Source organism: Streptomyces sp. NPDC054770, from assembly GCF_053611985.1.
In genome coordinates this window covers 34917-51654 of record NZ_JBSHBL010000072.1, presented here as the reverse complement: position 1 = coordinate 51654, position 16738 = coordinate 34917, and the positions used below count along the sequence as shown (strand labels likewise).

Below are 16738 nucleotides of genomic sequence, written 5' to 3'. Positions count from 1 at the left end.
GGGGCTCCGCCCCCTGGACCCCCGAGACCTTCGCCCACCCACCACCCGACTCGGTCGATGGAAAGCCGAGGGCGGGGCGAGGCGACTCGGCCGGCAGAGAGGTGCCGGGGGCACGGGGGCCGAGGGGTGCCGGGGGCACGGAGGCCGAGGGGTACCCGGGGTGTCCGGCGGCTCGAATCGCCGACCGCTCTCCGCGGCGCCAAGCGGGTCCGCCGGAGTCCGCTGCGGTTCGGCAGCGCCCCAAAAGGGCGCGGGGAACTGCGCGACCAGCCACGACGGCGCCGCAGACGGCAGACCGCGGACGGCAGACCGCAGACCGCAGACCGCAGCACTTCCAGCGGAGCGCTCAGGCGGATCGGACCGCCGGCAGGCGCCCGAGGCACTGGGCGGCCCGGAAGCCGACAAGTCCCCGAGGCACCGGGCGGCCCGCAAACCGGCAAGTCCCCGAGGCACCGGGCGGCCCGCAAACCGGCAAGCATCCGAGGCGTCGGTGGCTCGGAGGGGCGGGAGGTGCCGGGCGGTGTGCGGTGGGGCGGGTCGCCTGCGGGTGAGGCGGTCGAGGGCGCGGGGTCACGCTCTGATGATCGCCAGTACCTCGTCGCGTACCTTCGTCATCGTCGCCTCGTCCCTCGCCTCCGCGTTCAGGCGCAGCAGCGGTTCCGTGTTGGAGGGGCGGACGTTGAACCACCAGTCGGCGGCGGTGACGGTGAGGCCGTCGAGGTCGTCCAGGGTGACGTCGTCGCGGTCGCCGTAGGCCGCGCGGATCGCCGTGAGGCTGGCCTGCTGGTCGGCGACCGTGGAGTTGATCTCGCCGGAGCCGGTGTAGCGGTCGTACTGGTCGACCAGGGAGGAGAGAGGGGCGGGCTGGCCGCCGAGGGCGGCGAGGACGTGCAGGGCCGCCAGCATGCCGGTGTCGGCGTTCCAGAAGTCCTTGAAGTAGTAGTGGGCCGAGTGCTCGCCGCCGAAGATCGCGCCGGAGCTCGCCATCTCGGCCTTGATGAAGGAGTGGCCGACGCGCGTGCGGACGGAGGTGCCGCCGTTCTCCCGGACCACTTCGGGGACGGTCCAGGACGTGATCAGGTTGTGGATGACCGTGCCCTTGCCGCCGTTCTTCGCGAGTTCGCGGGCGGCCACCAGCGCCGTGATCGCCGACGGGGAGACCGGCTCGCCGCGCTCGTCCACGACGAAGCAGCGGTCCGCGTCGCCGTCGAAGGCCAGACCGAGGTCGGCGGACTCGGCGCGGACGCGCTCCTGGAGGTCCACGATGTTGGCGGGGTCGAGCGGGTTGGCCTCGTGGTTCGGGAAGGTGCCGTCCAGCTCGAAGTACATCGGGACCAGGGTCAGCGGCAGGCCCTCGAAGACCGTCGGGACCGTGTGGCCGCCCATGCCGTTGCCCGCGTCGACCACGACCTTCAGGGGGCGGATGGAGGTCAGGTCCACGAGTGAGCGCAGGTACGCCGCGTAATCCGACAACGTGTCGCGGGAGGTGATCGTTCCCGGCGTGGCGGCCGGTTCGGGGGCACCCTCCTGCGACCAGCGCTCCGCCAGCTCGCGGATCTCCGACAGGCCCGTGTCCTGGCCCACCGGCGCGGCGCCCGCACGGCACATCTTGATGCCGTTGTACTGCGCCGGGTTGTGCGAGGCCGTGAACATCGCGCCGGGCAGGCCGAGGACGCCCGAGGCGTAGTACAGCTGGTCGGTCGAGCACAGGCCGATCTCGGTGACGTCGACGCCCCGGGCCGCCGCGCCGCGCGCGAAGGCACGGGACAGGCCGGGCGAGGAGGGCCGCATGTCGTGGCCGACGACGATCGCGGCGGCGCCGGTCACCTGTACGAACGCGGCGCCGAACAGCTCGGCGAGCGCCTCGTCCCACTGGTCCGGAACCACCCCGCGCACGTCGTACGCCTTCACGATCTGCGACAGATCAGCAACAGCCACTGGCCAACCCTCCTGAAGTCCTCTCGGTCGCCCCAAACTACCTGCCCCGGGTCGGCACCGGTGCGGGATCCCCCGGCGGACGCCCGGTCGACTCCAGGCTGTGATCTGCGGTGATCCATCCCGGCGGTCGCACGGTCCACCCCGGTCGGTCGCAGTCGGGGGATCCGATCCGGTCAATCGCAGGCGGTTGGAGGCGGTTGGAGGCGGTCGTGGTCGGTCGGGGGCGGTCAGAGTCGGCCGGAGCGGTCGTGACCGGCGCCGGGCCGGCTCACGGCAGCATCCAGCCCAGCGCCGGCCCGCTCTGCCCCACCACGATCAGGCACATCACCAGCAGCAGCCCGAGGCTCCACGGCAGCACCCTGCGCAGCAGGTCCCCTTCCCGGCCCTGCAGGCCCACCGCCGCGCAGGCGATCGTGAGGTTCTGCGGGGAGACCATCTTGCCGAGCACGCCGCCGGAGCTGCCCGCGGCCGCCAGGAGTTCCGGCGAGAGGCCCGACTCGTGGGCGGCGCTGACCTGGAGGGCCCCGAAGAGTGCGTTGGCCGAGGTGTCGGAGCCGGAGACGGCGACGCCGAACCAGCCGAGGACCGGGGAGAGGAAGGCGAGCCCCGCGCCGGCCGCCGCCACGAAGTGGCCGATCGTCGCGGCCTGTCCGGAGAGGTTCATGACGTAGGCGAGGGCGAGCACGGACGTCACGGTGAGGATCGCGAACCGTAACTCCCGTACGGTCGCGGCCCATTCCGCGATCGCCACGCGCGCGTGCACGCGCAGGACGGCGGCCGTGGCGACACCCGCGATCAGGACCAGCGTGCCGCCTGTGGAGACGATCGGCCAGGTGAAGAGATTCCCTCCGACCGGTTCGCCCTTCGGGTTGACGACGTCCAGGAAGGGCCAGTCGTAGACCCGGTTCGCCTTCGCCAGCCAGTCCTTGACCGGCGGGATCTGGGCGATCGAGAAGACCGCGATGATCAGGGCGTACGGGGCGTAGGCGCGCAGGACTTGAGGCCGTTCGTCGGGCTCGTCCAGGTCCGTGCTGCGGGCGCCGGTGAGGACGGCCGCGCGGACCTCCTCGGTGGCCGGCACGCGTGCGTGCGGTACGGCGAGCAGGGCGGCCGCGCCTGCCAGGGCGGCGCAGATGTCGGCGAGTTGGGCGGAGACGTAGTTGGAGACGGCGAACTGGGCGGCGGCGAAGGCGACTCCGCACGCCAGGGCCGGCACCCAGGTCTGGCGCAGCCCGCGCGTGCCGTCGACCAGGCCGACCAGCACCAGCGGCACCACCAGGGCGAGGAGCGGGGTCTGGCGGCCTACGACGGAGGCGACCGAGTCCAGCGGCAGGCCGGTGACTTGAGCGAGCGTCACCACCGGTGTGCCCATCGCGCCGAAGGCGACCGGGGCGGTGTTCGCGACGAGGGAGACGACGGCCGCGCGGACCGGGTCGAAGCCGAGGGCGACGAGCATCACCGAGCAGATCGCGACCGGGGCGCCGAATCCGGCCAGCGCCTCCAGGAGGGCGCCGAAGCAGAAGGCGACCACGAGGGCCTGGATCCGCGGATCGTCGGAAAGTCGCCCGAACGAGCGGCGCAGGACGTCGAAATGGCGGGTGCGGACCGTCATCCGGTACACCCACAGGGCGTTGGCGACGATCCACAGGATGGGGAACAGGCCGAACGCGGCGCCCTGGGCGGCGCTGGATACGGTCTGGTCCAGTGGCATGCGGTAGGCGAGCCTCGCGACGAGCACGGCTGCGAGAAGGCCGCTCAGGCCCGCCAGGTGTGCTTTCATGCGGACCCCGCCGAGCAGGACCAGGACGATCAGCAGCGGCAGGGCGGCGACGAGGGCGGACAGGCCGAGCGAGTCGGCGACGGGTTCCAGTTCCTGGACGTACACGGGCGCCTCCCCGGGTTCCGGCATGCGGAAAGCGATTTCCCGACGACGGTTATCCGGAATGGTCGTATCCGTGACAGGCGCACGTCAATGGGCGTGCGTCATGGAATGCGCGTCATGGAATGCACGGAGAGCAACGACGTGAGTAAGGAGGCCCGGGCGGGCGTCAGTTGTCCGGTGACCGCAGCACCCGCAGGTGGCCGCGTCGCGCGACCTCCATCGGGTCCGCGCCACGGCCGCCGCCCGCCTCGGCCGCCCGCCCCTGGGGGCGGGCCGCCTCGCGCACCGCGTTCGCAAGCGCTTCCAGGTCGTCCCCGCTCGGACGCGCGGGAGCGGAGCTGTCGAGGAGCCGGACGACCTCCCAGCCACGCGGGGCGGTGAGGCGCTCGGAGTGCTCGGCGCACAGGTCGTAGCAGTGGGGTTCGGCGTAGGTGGCGAGCGGGCCGAGGACCGCGGTCGAGTCGGCGTAGACGTACGTCAGCGTCGCGACGGCGGGTCGGCCGCAGGCGGTTCGCGAACAGCGACGTACAGGGCTCACGACGTTGGACGGTACCGCACTCTTGAGCGGGCCGCGACGACTCTCCCCCAGGTCACCCCACCGTGTCGTACTGTGAAACACCCCACACACCCCTCCGGACACACCCCGCTGACCTGCGCGGAAGTGGTCGTCCGGGGTCATGGTCGACACCGCGTCCGGTCACGAGTCGGTACAAACACCGTCAATTGCCTTGAGTTGGCCGGTCTCGTGGAGATACGGAAACGAGCCCAACCTTGGCCGGAATGGTCATCCTGTGACATGCCGTCCCGAGCGGTGTCGGTGCGTGCAGCAGCGCGGCCGGAGCCCGCGAGGACTACGCTTCACCAGTGATGGACAACCGTGTACCGCCCCGTGCCGCCGGCCCCGGGCCCCGTCGACGCGATCGCCACGGTCGGGGCATGCGCGGGCCGATCGCGCCACCTCAGGTGCCGCTGGCCGCGAGCCGCGCCGACGTGTTCGCGGACCTGGTGCAGGACTCCGTGGAGCGCCTGGAGCGGCGCTGGCCGCAGCTCGCCGACATCGACTTCCTGGTGCTCGAGGTGCCCCGGCTCCAGGACCGGCACGCGGAGAACTGGGACGACGAGGCGGTGCCGCTGGGCGGCATCATTCCCGCGCGCGAGGGACGCCGGGCGCGGGTGGTCGTCTACCGGCGGCCGGTCGAGATCCGCACCAAGGGACGTGACGAGCGGGCCGCGCTGGTGCACGAGGTCGTCGTGGAGCAGGTCGCCGAGCTGCTCGGCCTCACCCCGGAGACGGTCGATCCCCGCTACGGCGAGGACTGAGCCCCCGGCGACCCCGCGCCGCCCGCCTACTTCTGCAGCACCGACACGTCCTGGTCCGCCTCCGGTACGGCCACCGTGCCGCGGTCGTCCGGCAGGGTCTGGATCGTGAAGCCCGGGACGCCGCCCTCGGTGGCCGCCAGGGTGCGGGCGCCGTAGACCGGGCCGCCGGAGACCGTCTCCACGGTCAGGGCGTAGGTGCCCTTCAGACCGGACGGGACGGGGGCGTCGACGTTCTGGGTGGTGCCGGACTTGATCGTGAACGTCTTGGACACCGCCGCGCCGCCGCCGCTGGCCGCCGACGCCGTGACCTTGACCTGGGCGGTCCCGGTGGGCGCGGTCAGCGAGAGGGTGGTGCCCTTGCCGCTGTTGTCGGCGGACGTCGCGCGCGTGCCGACCGGCGCGGTCGCCGGGATGTACGCGGTCTCCTGGTTGCCGCCCTTGCCGCGGGTGACCCGCAGGGCGGCCACCACCGGGACGGACTGGTCGGTCGGCGTGAGGATCAGCGAGCCCGCCTCGCCGCGCGTGACGTCGCCGAGGTCGGTCGCGGTGGTCATGCCCGACTTCACGTGCAGCGTCTCGTTGCCCGCCGGGGTGATCGTGCCGTCCGGGGAGGCGAGGCGCACCTTCAGGTCCGCGTCGTTGTCGCCGTCGGTGAAGGCGATCAGCCGGACGTCGGTGGCGTCCTTGGGGATGCCGGGCAGCACCAGGCTGCCGGACGGGTCGGCGGAGGCGGCCAGCCAGTCGCCGCCCGACTTGTCGTCCAGGGCCTGCACGCTCGCGCCGACCCGGCCGCTGCGCACGCTCACGTGCACGGTCAGGTCGGTCTGCCGCTCGTCGGTGAGCGTGGACAGCAGGACCGGCTCACTGGTGTGCGGCGGGACCGTGATGCCGTCCCCCACCGAGGACTTGAGCTGGCCGGCCTTGCCGTACAGCTCGATGTCGACCACGGCGGCGCTGTCGTCGGGGTTGGTGAGGTGCACGTAGTCGGTGCGGCTCGCGGCGGTGCTGGCGCCGGGGAACCAGAAGTCGGTGTCGGCCGCCGTGCAGTTGACCCCCTGGAGGCCGCGTCCGGTGCCGGCGGCGACCTCGGTGGTCTCCTGGACCGTCCAGCCCGGGGCGTACTTGCCCTCGGCGGTGCCGACGTAGGCCGGCCCGTCGGCGCCGGAGGTGTCCCCGGTGACCGGGGTGCCGGGCGCCTTCGGGGTGAGGACGGGCCTCGCCGCCTTCTTCTTGCCGCCGCTGCCCGTCCCGTCCGCCGACTGCTCGGCGGCGGCCTGGAGTTGGGCCTTGCCGTCGCTCGTGGTGCCCTGGGTGACGGGCGTGAACGACGTGTACGAGGTGTCGGCGATGTCGGACAGGCTGGGCGCCGGGCACAGCAGCGTGGTGCGCTCCACGGGCAGCTGGGCGGCCGCCTCGGCGGTGTGCGCGGGGGCGGTGGACGGCGCGTCGAGCGCGGCGAACCCGGTGATGGCCGCGAGGGCGGCCGTACCGGCGAGCAGGGACAGGGTGGTGCGGTTCACTGCTGGCTCCCGTCGGGGTGCTCGCCGCCGGTGCCGTGGTGCTGCTGGGCGGCCGGGTCATAGGCGGGGTCGTAGCCCTGCTGGTACGTCGGGTCGTACGCCGCCTGCCCCTGCTGCCCGCCGTAGGCGTACGGGTCGTACTGGCCGGTCTGGTACGGGTCGTACGTCTGCTGGTCGTAGCCGCCGGTCTGGTACTGGCCGGTGCCGGCGCCCTGGTACTGGTCGGCGTAGCCGGTGTCGTAGCCGTCGGCCGCCGCCGGGTAGGAGGCGGGGTCCCATTCGTCGTACGACTGCTGGTGCGGGACCGCGGCCTGGGTCTCCTCCGCCGGGGCCGCCGACGGGAAGTCGGTGTCCTCCGGGGTGTCCCGGTACTCCTGGGACTCCTGGGACTCCTCCTCGGCCTCCGCCTGGGCGCGCAGGCGGCGGGCGCGGCGGCCCTCGCCCTCGGTCGCCTGGGCGGGGATCGGCTGCTCCTCGGGGAGGTCGTCGTCGACGTCGCGGCGACGGCCGGGCAGGGCGAGGACGACCAGGACGACGGCGAGCGCACCCTGCGCCCACAGCCAGGCGGTGTGGGTGAACGGCGTGTCGTAGGTGACGTCCAGCGTGCCGCCGGAGGAGGGGAGTTCGAAGCCCTGGGCCCAGCCGTCGACGGTGGTGCGGGTGAGCGGCTTGCCGTCCAGGGTGGCCGTCCAGCCCGGGGAGGCCGAGTCGGCCAGGCGCAGGATGCGGCCGTCGGCGCCGGCCGGGACGGTGGTGTGGATCCCGACGGATCCTGCGGGCACCGAGGCGGGCGTGCCGGAGCCGTTCGCCGACACGATGGTCGCGCGGGAGACCTGCTGGTCGACGCGCCACAGGGCGCTGCCGTTCTGCTGGCTGAGCCGGGACAGGCCGGGCGTGGCGTCGAGCACGCGCGTGATGTCGCGCGGCGCGCCCTTGTGGACGAGGACGTAGCGCACCGCGAACCCGCCGAGCTGGTCGGCCTGGTCGGCGCCGGAGCCGGCGACCAGGTTGGCGACGACCTTGTCGAGCTTGGCGTTCTCGCCGTCGGCGGCGGCCGCCTCGGCGTCTCCCATGCGGGCGCCGGAGCCGCGCACCAGCATGTAGTCGACACGCGCGGTGCTGTCGCTGTCGAGGACCAGGGTGCGGACCTGGTCGGTGGTGGTGCTGTCCTCGGCGACGAAGGCGGGCACCTGGGTGGGGTCGCGCCGCTCGACCGGGCCGTCGGCGCCGCCGATCATCCAGCCGGCGGCGAGCAGCAGCGGGCCCGCGGCGGAGGCGAAGGCGATCAGGGCGGCCACCGGCTGGCGCCAGCCGAAGCTCTGCTCGGCGACCCGCGAGCGGGCCCCGTCGGCGCCGAGCGCGGCGGCGGACAGGATCGCGATGCCGTAGACGAGGCTCGCGGGGCCGGCCCAGGTGGACTTGTTGGACAGGACCGCGAAGACCAGGCCGATCAGGGCGACCGCCCAGGCGGTGCGGATCGCCGACTGCCGCTCGGAGCGCAGCAGGGCGGCGAGCGCGGCCAGGACGACGCCGACGAGCATCAGCCCGTCGACGGTGCCGGGGCCGCCCGGGCTGGCGCCGAGCAGGTCGAGGGCGGAGGCGGCCGAGGAGCCGTAGTCGAGGCCGGCCTCCTTGAAGAAGCCGAACGGCAGCAGGGTCAGCGACCAGGGGGCGAGGACCAGCAGCGGGGTGCCGAGCTGGGCCAGCAGCCGCAGGCCGGAGGCGACCAGGTCGGAGCGGCGCACGGCGAGCACGGCGACGCCGAGGACCAGGGCGATCGGCCAGACGATCGGCGTGAACGCGGTGGTGATGGTCAGCAGCAGTGCGTACGCCCAGGTGGCGCGCCAGCTGCCGCGCGTTCCCGAGGCCTTGGTGAGGCCGCTGGCCGCGATGCCCGCGCGGGCGATCAGCGGCAGCAGGATCGCGAGGACGGCGGTGCCGATGCGGCCGCCGGCGAGGGCGCCGGTGGCTGCGGGCAGGAAGGCGTAGGCGATGGCCGCCCAGGCGCGCAGCAGGCGCGAGGTGACCAGCGGGCGGGAGGCGAAGTAGGCGGTGAAGCCGGCCAGCGGTACCGAGGCGACCAGCAGCACGGTGACCGCGAGCCCGGTCGAGCCGAACAGCAGGGAGGCCAGCGCGGCGACGATCGCGAGGTACGGCGGTGCGGCCGGGGTGCCGCCGGCGCCGACCGCGTGCCAGGCGTCCAGGTAGCGCGACCACAGCTCGCTCGCGGTGCCCGGGGCGGGCAGCAGGGCGCCGCCCGCGAGCGCGCCGGAGCCGAGCAGGGCGCGGCAGGCGGCCAGCGAGATCAGCAGCAGCACCAGGAAGAGCACCGGGCCCGGCTTGCGGGCGATGCGCTTGAGGCGGGCGAACTGCTCGATCTCCAGGAAGTCGGCGTCGTCGCCGCCGGGCCCGGACTCGACGGCGCCGCCGTGCCGGCCGGCCGCGGAGATCTCGTCGTCGCCGCCGAAGAGGTTGCCCGCGACCTGCTCGACGGTGGCCCGGACGGTGGCGCCGGGCGGCGGGAACAGGGGGCGCAGCTCGCCCTTGTCGAGCTGGGAGCGGCCGCGCCTGCGCCGCCCGGCGATGATCCGCTCGGGCCGCAGCAGGGTGCCAAGGAGGCCGCGGATCTCGTCGAGGGCCTGTCCGGGGACCTTGCCGACGAGGTAGGCGACGGTGCGCAGCAGGGTGCCGAGGACGAGGCGGAACAGGATCCAGGGCAGTGCGGCCGTACGGGCGTTGACCAGCAGGGTGTAGATCGCGCCGGCCTTGTCGACCTTGTGCGGGGAGGCGGTGGTGCGGCCGGCGCAGTCGACGGCGCGCCGCTCCCGGGAGGCGGCCTCGGCGTGCCGTACGACGGCCTCGGGGGCGACCAGGACGCGGTGTCCCGCGTTGTGCGCGCGCCAGCACAGGTCGACGTCGTCGCGCATCAGGGGCAGCCGGCGGTCGAAGCCGCCGAGCTCCTCGAAGACGTCGCGGCGGATCAGCATGCCGGCGGTGGAGACGGCGAGCACGGGCCGCACGTGGTCGTGCTGGCCCTGGTCCTGCTCACGGCGGTCCAGACCGGTCCAGCGGCGCCCGGAGTCGGCGATGGTGACGCCGACCTCCAGGAGCTGCCGGCGGTCGTACCAGCCGCGCAGCTTGGGGCCGACGACCGCCACGTCGTCGCGGCCCAGCTCCAGCTCGTTGTCGACGACCCGGAGCAGCTGGGCCAGGGCGTCGGGTTCCGGGGCGCAGTCGTCGTGCAGCAGCCAGAGCCACTGGATCGGCTCGCCGTACGGCAGCTCGGGCATGTCGTAGGCGTCGTCGCGCCACTGGCGGGTGACCGGGTCCCAGCCGCTGGGCCGCTTCAGGTACGGCAGGTCGTCCGGGGTGAGGACGGGCGCGGTGCGGCTCACCTCCTCGACGGCCTGGCCGAAGCCGGTGCGGCGGGCGAGGTGCAGGACGTTGGCGTCGCCGAGGGACTCGGTGAGCAGCTGGGCGGAGTCGTCCGCGCTGCCGGTGTCGGCCGCCACCGCGTACTGGACGGGGCGCTCCTGGCCGAGCAGCCCGGCGAGCGCGGTGGGCAGCCAGCGGGCGCCGTCGTGGGAGACGAGGACCGCGGTCACCACATGACGCGGAAACTCTGGTGTGGCAGCCGACTCGTGGGCTGCCATGTGGCTGTGCACGGACATCGAGGTACGGGCCCCGGTTCGATGGACTGCGGTGGACTCCTGCGCCCGCTGGTGGCGGCGAGGCGTCTCGGACGAGCGACCACACTATCGGCTGGGCATCTCGACGGCCCGCCGCCTGTGGATAACCCACCGGCGACGGGCCGTTCGCGCAGCTCAGATGTGTGCGTTGGGTGGACGTCCGCCTCCGGCACCCGCCTCGGCGTCCGTTTCAGACGGCGGCCTTCTTGAGGCGGCGGCGCTCCCGCTCGGAGAGTCCGCCCCAGATACCGAAGCGCTCGTCGTTGGCGAGGGCGTACTCGAGGCACTCGGAGCGCACCTCGCAGGCGAGGCAGACCTTCTTGGCCTCTCTGGTGGAGCCGCCCTTCTCGGGGAAGAAGGACTCGGGGTCGGTCTGGGCGCACAGCGCGCGCTCCTGCCAGCCGAGTTCCTCGTCCGCGTCGTCGACCAGCAGTTGCTGCACCAGCTCGGTCATGTGCGCCCCTCGTCTGTCTTTCACGTCCCCGTGCCCGGCCGTTACCGATTTCGGCTGAACGACACGAGTGAAATTACAAGTGTGCTGCTCCGGGCGAGTCAAGCCGAGATCTGCTATTGGGCCCGTTATTCACTCTGCGGAACCAAGGCCGTGCGGAAAGTGTTCAAATCGGCATAAACCTTGACATGCAGACGAGGCCCCGCGCGGGCCTCCGACCCCATACAGAGCTTGTACGGAGAAAGACGCCCAGATGTTCGATCGCGTTCCGAAGTGGCTCACGCGCCCAGTTGTGCGCCATGTGTCCCGGGTGCTTGATGAACAAACCTTTCGGCAGCGAGGTGAACCGGATGAGGTGAACCGTGTCCCACATACCGGGCGTCGAGTTGACACGGGAGGTGTGAACCGATGTCCTTGTGGGCATGCTCGCGAACTTGGCACTCACCTCGACCCGCACCGCCGGGTCCCACGGTGCTGCCCGTGCTCGCTGTAGCTGTTGCTGTTCCAGCTGTTGAGCCGTAGCCGTATCCGACCGCTTCGCTCCAGCTGCAGACCGAGTCCCCCGGGCTCGGTTTTCGCTTTTCGTTCCCCGCTGACCGCCTTCACTGAGGAACCACCGCACCCCCATGAACAGCGACAACGATCTCCAGATCGCCGGCGACATCCTCGAAGTCACGCACCTGCTGCAGCCCCCGCGCGAGCACCCGGTGACCGTGGCCGAGTTCGTCGGCCTGGCCCGCTCCATCGCCGCCGACCGCGCGCAGTGGGAGCACCTCGTCGAGTACGACGCGACGACGCGCTGGTACCACCGGCTGCGCACCGGCCCGGGCTACGAGGTCTGGCTGCTGTCCTGGGTGCCCGGACAGGGCAGCGGGCTGCACGACCACGGCCGCTCCTCCGGCGTGCTGACCGTCCTGGAGGGCGCGCTCACCGAACGCACCGGGCGCGGCTCGCGCACGCTGTCCGCCGGCGCACAACGGGTGTTCGCGCCGGGGTACGTGCACGAGGTGGTGAACGACGCGCTGGAGCCGGCGGTGAGCCTGCACGTCTACTACCCGGGCCTGACCGAGATGCCGATGCACACCACGCAGAGCTGCGCGGCGCGTCCCGTGACCGCGTGACGCGCGTGTCCGTGAGTGTGTGACGCGGGACGCGTGCCGCGTTGTCGGACCCGCCTGCAAGACTTGGCGCATGCGCATTGTGGTTCTGGCAGGCGGCATCGGCGGTGCCCGGTTCCTGCGCGGTCTGAAGCAGGCCGTGCCGGACGCCGACGTGACCGTCATCGGCAACACCGGGGACGACATCCACCTCTTCGGGCTGAAGGTCTGCCCGGACCTCGACACGGTGATGTACACGCTCGGTGGCGGTATCAACGAGGAGCAGGGCTGGGGGCGGACCGACGAGACCTTCCACCTCAAGGAGGAGCTCGCCGCCTACGGGGTGGGGCCGGACTGGTTCGGGCTCGGCGACCGGGACTTCGCGACGCACATCGTGCGCACCCAGATGCTGGGCGCCGGATATCCGCTGAGCGCGGTGACCGAGGCGCTGTGCGACCGCTGGAAGCCGGGCGTGAAGCTGATCCCGATGACCGACGACCGGGTCGAGACCCATGTGGCCGTCGAGGTCGACGGCGAGCGCAAGGCCGTGCACTTCCAGGAGTACTGGGTACGGCTGCGGGCGTCCGTGCCCGCCCACGCGGTCGTCCCGGTCGGTGCCGAGCAGTCCAAGCCGGCGCCCGGCGTCCTGGAGGCCATCGCGGAGGCGGACGTGATCCTCTTCCCGCCGTCCAACCCGGTGGTCTCCGTCGGCACCATCCTCGCGGTGCCCGGCGTCCGGGAGGCGATCGCGGACGCCGGGGTGCCGGTGGTGGGCCTCTCCCCCATCGTCGGGGACGCGCCGGTGCGCGGGATGGCCGACAAGGTGCTCGCGGCGGTGGGCGTGGAGTCCACGGCGGCGGCGGTCGCCGAGCACTACGGCTCCGGGCTGCTGGACGGCTGGCTCGTCGACTCCGTGGACGCGGGCAGCGTCGCGCGCGTGGAGGAGGCCGGGATCCGCTGCCGGGCCGTACCGCTGATGATGACCGACCTGGACGCGGCCACCCAGATGGCCAGGGAGGCGCTGGCGCTGGCCGAGGAGGTGCGCGGGGCATGACCGACACGACGGACACGGCCGACGCGATCGACACGAGCGGCACGGCCGACGCGGTGCCCGCGTACCGGGTGTGGGCGCTGCCCGGGATCCCCGAGGTCCAGCCGGGCGACGACCTGGCGAAGCTGATCGCCGCGGCCGAGCCGGGGCTGGCCGACGGGGACGTGGTGATCGTCACCTCCAAGATCGTCTCCAAGGCCGAGGGACGGATCGTCGAGGCGGCCGACCGGGAGGCGGCGATCGACGCCGAGACCGTGCGGGTGGTGGCCCGGCGCGGCACCCTGCGGATCGTGGAGAACCGGCAGGGGCTGGTCATGGCGGCGGCCGGAGTGGACGCGTCCAACACCCCGTCCGGGACCGTGCTGTTGCTGCCCGAGGATCCCGACGCCTCGGCCCGTGCCGTCCGCGCGGGCCTCCGGGACGCACTGGGCGTCAACGTCGGGGTGATCGTCACGGACACCTTCGGGCGACCCTGGCGCGCCGGGCTCACCGATGTCACCATCGGCGCCGCCGGCCTGGTGGTCCTGGACGATCTGCGCGGGGGCGTGGACGCGTACGGCAATCCGCTGGTCGCGACGGTCGTCGCCACCGCCGACGAACTGGCCGCCGCCGGCGACCTGGTCAAGGGCAAGGCGACGGGGATGCCGGTCGCCGTGGTGCGGGGGCTCGCGCACGTCGTGACGGACGCCGACGAGGACGGGGAGGCCGCACGGGCCATGGTCCGGGACGCGGACAGCGACATGTTCCGGCTCGGCACGTCCGAGGCGGTCCGCGAAGCGGTGACGCTGCGGCGGACGGTGCGGGCCTTCACCGACGACCCCGTCGACCCCGGGGCGGTACGGCGGGCGGTCGCCGCGGCCGTGACCGCACCGGCGCCGCATCACACGACGCCGTGGCGGTTCGTGCTGCTGGAGTCGGCTCAGGCACGGGTCCGGCTGCTGGACGCGATGCGGGACGCGTGGGTCGCCGACCTGCGCGGGGACGGGAAGTCGGAGGAGTCCATCGCCAAGCGGGTCCGGCGGGGTGACGTGCTGCGGAACGCGCCGTACCTGGTCGTGCCCTGTCTGGTGACGGAGGGGGCGCACACCTACGGGGATCCGCGGCGCGATGCCGCCGAGCGGGAGATGTTCGTGGTCGCGGCGGGGGCCGCGGTGCAGAACTTCCTGGTCGCGCTGGCCGGGGAGCAGTTGGGGTCGGCGTGGGTCTCGTCGACGATGTTCTGCCGGGATGTGGTGCGGGAGGTGCTGGCGCTTCCAGCGGGGTGGGAGCCGATGGGGGCGGTTGCTGTGGGGAAGGCTGCGGAGGAGCCGCGGGCCAGGGCCGAGAGGAAGGTGGGGGACTTTATCGAGGTGCGGTGAGCTTCTTTTGCGCCTTCGGTTCGGGGTCCACCGGTTCGTGGGCGAGTGCACGTTGTGGGGGTTGATCGCGCCCACGCGGCGGTAGCCGCATATCGGACACAGCCCCGCGCCCCCAAAAGACGGGGCGCTTGAGGCCTAGGATTCTTTGAGTGGCTGGTCGGTTTGCTCCGAAACCCACGCGTGCGACTGTGCGGGGTGGGCAGGTTGTCGTGCCTGCCGGGATGCCTCGGCAGGCTGTGGCGCCCGGGCGGGTGCGGGTGTGGAAGCCGGGTGGGGCTCTTGATCTGGGGCTGGTGCTGGGGCCGCTGCGGCGGGGGCCCGGGGATCCGACGTTTCGGGCCGGGCGGGACGGGGGCGTGTGGCGGGCCAGTCTGACGCCCGCCGGGCCGGGGACGCTGCGGGTCGCCGTGTACGGCGGTGAGGTGCGCGGGGAGGCCTGGGGGCCGGGGGCGGAGTGGCTGCTGGAGCAGTTGCCGGAGATGCTCGGTGCCGCCGATGACCCGTCCGCGTTCGTGCCCCGGCACCGGGTCGTGGCGGCGGCTCGGCACCGGCGGCCGGGTTTGCGGCTGACGCGGACCGGGCTGGTGCTGGAGTCGTTGATTCCGTCGGTGCTGGAGCAGAAGGTCACGACCGACGAGGCGTACCGGGCCTGGCGGTCGCTGGTGCGGAGGTTCGGGGAGCGTGCGCCGGGGCCCGCGGGGGTGGGCGAGCGGCCGATGTGGGTGATGCCGGCGCCGCGCACCTGGGCGCTGATTCCGTCGTGGGAGTGGCACAAGGCCGGGGTCGACGACAAGCGGGCCTCGACGATTCTGCGGGCGGTGCGGGTCGCTGCGCGGCTCGAGCAGGCGGTCGGGATGGCGGCGGACGCGGCGCAGGCGCGGCTGGAGGTGGTGCCGGGGGTGGGGCCGTGGACGTCGGCGGAGACCGTGCAGCGCAGTCATGGGGCGGCGGACGCGGTGACGGTCGGGGACCTGCACCTGCCGGGGATCGTGGGGTGGGCGCTGGCCGGGGACCGGCATGCCGACGACGAGGTGATGCTGCGGTTGCTTGAGCCTTATGCGGGGCAGCGGCATCGGGCGGCTCGGTTGATCCTGTTGAGCGGGCAGGTGCCGAAGCGGCGGGCGCCGCGGATGCCGCGAGGGGACATCGGCCGGTTGTGAGGTGCGGGTGGGTGAGGGCGGGGGCCGGGGGTGGGGACGCTTCCGGCGCTTGCAGGGTGCCGCCCGCGCCCACCCGTGCCGCCCCCGCGGCACGACTGCCCGCGGCTGATGCCTTCAGGGGCAGCGCGCTGTCGTCACCGCACCTACTGGTCCGACGAGAACCGCACCGCCCCCGCCGGGATCATCGCGTCGCACCACACCCTCGCGCCGTCCCGTAGTTCGTTGTCGGCGCCGATGACCGCGCCGTCGCCGATCACCGTGCCCGTGAGGACCGAGCGTTCGCCGATGCGGGCGCGGTTGCCGATGAGGGAGTCGGTGATGACGGCGCCGGGTTCGATCACGGCGCCCGGAAGGATCGTCGAGCCGAAGACCCTCGCGCCCTCCGCCACGAACGCGCCCTCGCCCACCACCGTGCCGCCCGTCAGCTTCGCGTCCGCCGCGACCCGGGCCGTGGGCAGGATGAGGCGGTCGCCGCAGCGGCCCGGGACCGCGGGGGACGGGGCGCGGCCCAGGACGAGGTCCGCCGAGCCGCGCACGAAGGCCGCGGGCGTGCCCAGGTCCAGCCAGTACGTGGAGTCGACCATGCCCTGGAGATGGGCGCCGGCCGCGAGCAGCGCGGGGAAGGTCTCGCGCTCCACCGACACCGGACGGCCCGCCGGGATCGTGTCGATGACCGAGCGGCGGAAGACGTACGCCCCCGCGTTGATCTGGTCGGTGACGATCTCCTCGGGGGTCTGGGGCTTCTCCAGGAAGGCGAGGACGCGCCCCTTCTCGTCGGTGGGGACGAGGCCGTACGCGCGGGGGTCGGTCACCTGTGTGAGGTGGAGGGAGACGTCGGCGGACGTCGACTCGTGCGTGGCCACCAGGGCGCCGATGTCCAGGCCCGTCAGGATGTCGCCGTTGAAGACCAGCACCGGGTCGTCGGGCCCGGAGTGCAGCCGGGCGGCCACGTTGCGGATCGCGCCGCCGGTGCCGAGCGGTTCCTCCTCGGTGACGTACTCGATGTGCAGGCCGAGCGCCGCGCCGTCGCCGAAGTACGGTTCGAAGACCTCCGCCAGGTAGCTCGTCGCGAGGACGATGTGCTCCACGCCCGCCGCTCTGGCTCTGGCCAGCTGGTGTGTCAGGAACGGCACCCCGGCCGCCGGGACCATCGGCTTGGGCGTGTGGACCGTGAGCGGGCGCAGCCGGGTGCCTTTGCCGCCGACCAGGAGGATCGCTTCTGTCACCTGTCGTCTCTGCTTCCTGCCGGGACCGGCCGAACTCTCTGTCGGC

The 16738-nt window shown here is 73.1% G+C and carries 12 protein-coding genes; 5 read left to right on the top strand and 7 right to left on the bottom strand.

The window, feature by feature from the left end:
* Window positions 1–570: 570 nt before the first annotated feature.
* The 3 genes from ACWGKQ_RS40805 to ACWGKQ_RS40795 form a co-directional block, all read right to left on the bottom strand.
* Window positions 571–1938 carry a phosphomannomutase/phosphoglucomutase gene (locus ACWGKQ_RS40805; protein WP_453297122.1) on the bottom strand — a complete coding sequence of 456 codons (1368 nt, stop codon included), beginning with the start codon at window positions 1936–1938 and terminating at the stop codon, window positions 571–573.
* 268 nt (window positions 1939–2206) lie between these two features.
* Window positions 2207–3823, bottom strand: coding sequence for an L-lactate permease (locus tag ACWGKQ_RS40800; RefSeq protein ID WP_453297126.1), 1617 nt, complete (start codon window positions 3821–3823; stop codon window positions 2207–2209).
* A 163-nt stretch (window positions 3824–3986) separates the two neighbouring features.
* Window positions 3987–4409 carry a DUF3499 domain-containing protein gene (locus ACWGKQ_RS40795; protein WP_453297125.1) on the bottom strand — a complete coding sequence of 141 codons (423 nt, stop codon included), beginning with the start codon at window positions 4407–4409 and terminating at the stop codon, window positions 3987–3989.
* 278 nt (window positions 4410–4687) lie between these two features.
* On the opposite strand from ACWGKQ_RS40795, the gene ACWGKQ_RS40790 reads away from it, so the two are divergent.
* Complete coding sequence (locus ACWGKQ_RS40790) at window positions 4688–5140, top strand: metallopeptidase family protein (RefSeq protein WP_453297124.1); 453 nt, start codon at window positions 4688–4690, stop codon at window positions 5138–5140.
* A gap of 26 nt (window positions 5141–5166) precedes the next feature.
* Here the strand turns inward: ACWGKQ_RS40790 and ACWGKQ_RS40785 are convergent, their stop codons facing one another.
* The 3 genes from ACWGKQ_RS40785 to ACWGKQ_RS40775 form a co-directional block, all read right to left on the bottom strand.
* The gene (locus tag ACWGKQ_RS40785; RefSeq protein ID WP_453297121.1) at window positions 5167–6660 is read right to left on the bottom strand and encodes a DUF5719 family protein; all 1494 of its coding nucleotides are present in this window, start codon (window positions 6658–6660) and stop codon (window positions 5167–5169) included.
* Window positions 6657–10331 (bottom strand): glycosyltransferase, encoded by a 3675-nt coding sequence (locus ACWGKQ_RS40780; RefSeq protein WP_453297120.1) that lies wholly within the window; start codon window positions 10329–10331, stop codon window positions 6657–6659. The genes ACWGKQ_RS40785 and ACWGKQ_RS40780 overlap by 4 nt, the downstream gene beginning before the upstream one ends.
* Window positions 10332–10539: 208 nt before the next feature.
* Window positions 10540–10803: a WhiB family transcriptional regulator gene (locus ACWGKQ_RS40775; RefSeq protein ID WP_003975777.1), complete on the bottom strand. Its 264-nt coding sequence runs from the start codon at window positions 10801–10803 to the stop codon at window positions 10540–10542.
* Window positions 10804–11426: 623 nt separating this feature from the next.
* Here ACWGKQ_RS40775 and ACWGKQ_RS40770 point away from each other — a divergent pair.
* From ACWGKQ_RS40770 to ACWGKQ_RS40755, 4 genes are all read left to right on the top strand, one after another.
* Window positions 11427–11921 (top strand): cysteine dioxygenase, encoded by a 495-nt coding sequence (locus tag ACWGKQ_RS40770; protein ID WP_453297119.1) that lies wholly within the window; start codon window positions 11427–11429, stop codon window positions 11919–11921.
* Window positions 11922–11991: 70 nt separating this feature from the next.
* A complete protein-coding gene (gene cofD, locus ACWGKQ_RS40765) occupies window positions 11992–12951 on the top strand; it encodes a 2-phospho-L-lactate transferase (RefSeq protein WP_453297118.1) in 960 nt (319 codons plus the stop codon).
* Window positions 12948–14306 carry a coenzyme F420-0:L-glutamate ligase gene (locus ACWGKQ_RS40760; protein ID WP_453297117.1) on the top strand — a complete coding sequence of 453 codons (1359 nt, stop codon included), beginning with the start codon at window positions 12948–12950 and terminating at the stop codon, window positions 14304–14306. Before cofD ends, ACWGKQ_RS40760 begins: the two co-directional genes overlap by 4 nt.
* Before the next feature lie 149 nt (window positions 14307–14455).
* The gene (locus ACWGKQ_RS40755) at window positions 14456–15466 is read left to right on the top strand and encodes a DNA-3-methyladenine glycosylase family protein (RefSeq protein ID WP_453297116.1); all 1011 of its coding nucleotides are present in this window, start codon (window positions 14456–14458) and stop codon (window positions 15464–15466) included.
* 143 nt (window positions 15467–15609) lie between these two features.
* Here the strand turns inward: ACWGKQ_RS40755 and ACWGKQ_RS40750 are convergent, their stop codons facing one another.
* Window positions 15610–16692, bottom strand: coding sequence for a sugar phosphate nucleotidyltransferase (locus ACWGKQ_RS40750; protein ID WP_453297115.1), 1083 nt, complete (start codon window positions 16690–16692; stop codon window positions 15610–15612).
* Between the last annotated feature and the right edge of the window lie 46 nt (window positions 16693–16738).

Excerpts from the sequence above, each read along its gene's own strand:
- ACWGKQ_RS40790 (WP_453297124.1), top strand. The coding sequence starts at position 4,688 with ATGGACAACCGTGTACCGCCCCGTGCCGCCGGCCCCGGGCCCCGTCGA.
- ACWGKQ_RS40780 (WP_453297120.1), bottom strand. The coding sequence starts at position 10,331 with ATGTCCGTGCACAGCCACATGGCAGCCCACGAGTCGGCTGCCACACCA.
- ACWGKQ_RS40775 (WP_003975777.1), bottom strand. The coding sequence starts at position 10,803 with ATGACCGAGCTGGTGCAGCAACTGCTGGTCGACGACGCGGACGAGGAA.
- ACWGKQ_RS40770 (WP_453297119.1), top strand. The coding sequence starts at position 11,427 with ATGAACAGCGACAACGATCTCCAGATCGCCGGCGACATCCTCGAAGTC.
- cofD (WP_453297118.1), top strand. The coding sequence starts at position 11,992 with ATGCGCATTGTGGTTCTGGCAGGCGGCATCGGCGGTGCCCGGTTCCTG.
- ACWGKQ_RS40760 (WP_453297117.1), top strand. The coding sequence starts at position 12,948 with ATGACCGACACGACGGACACGGCCGACGCGATCGACACGAGCGGCACG.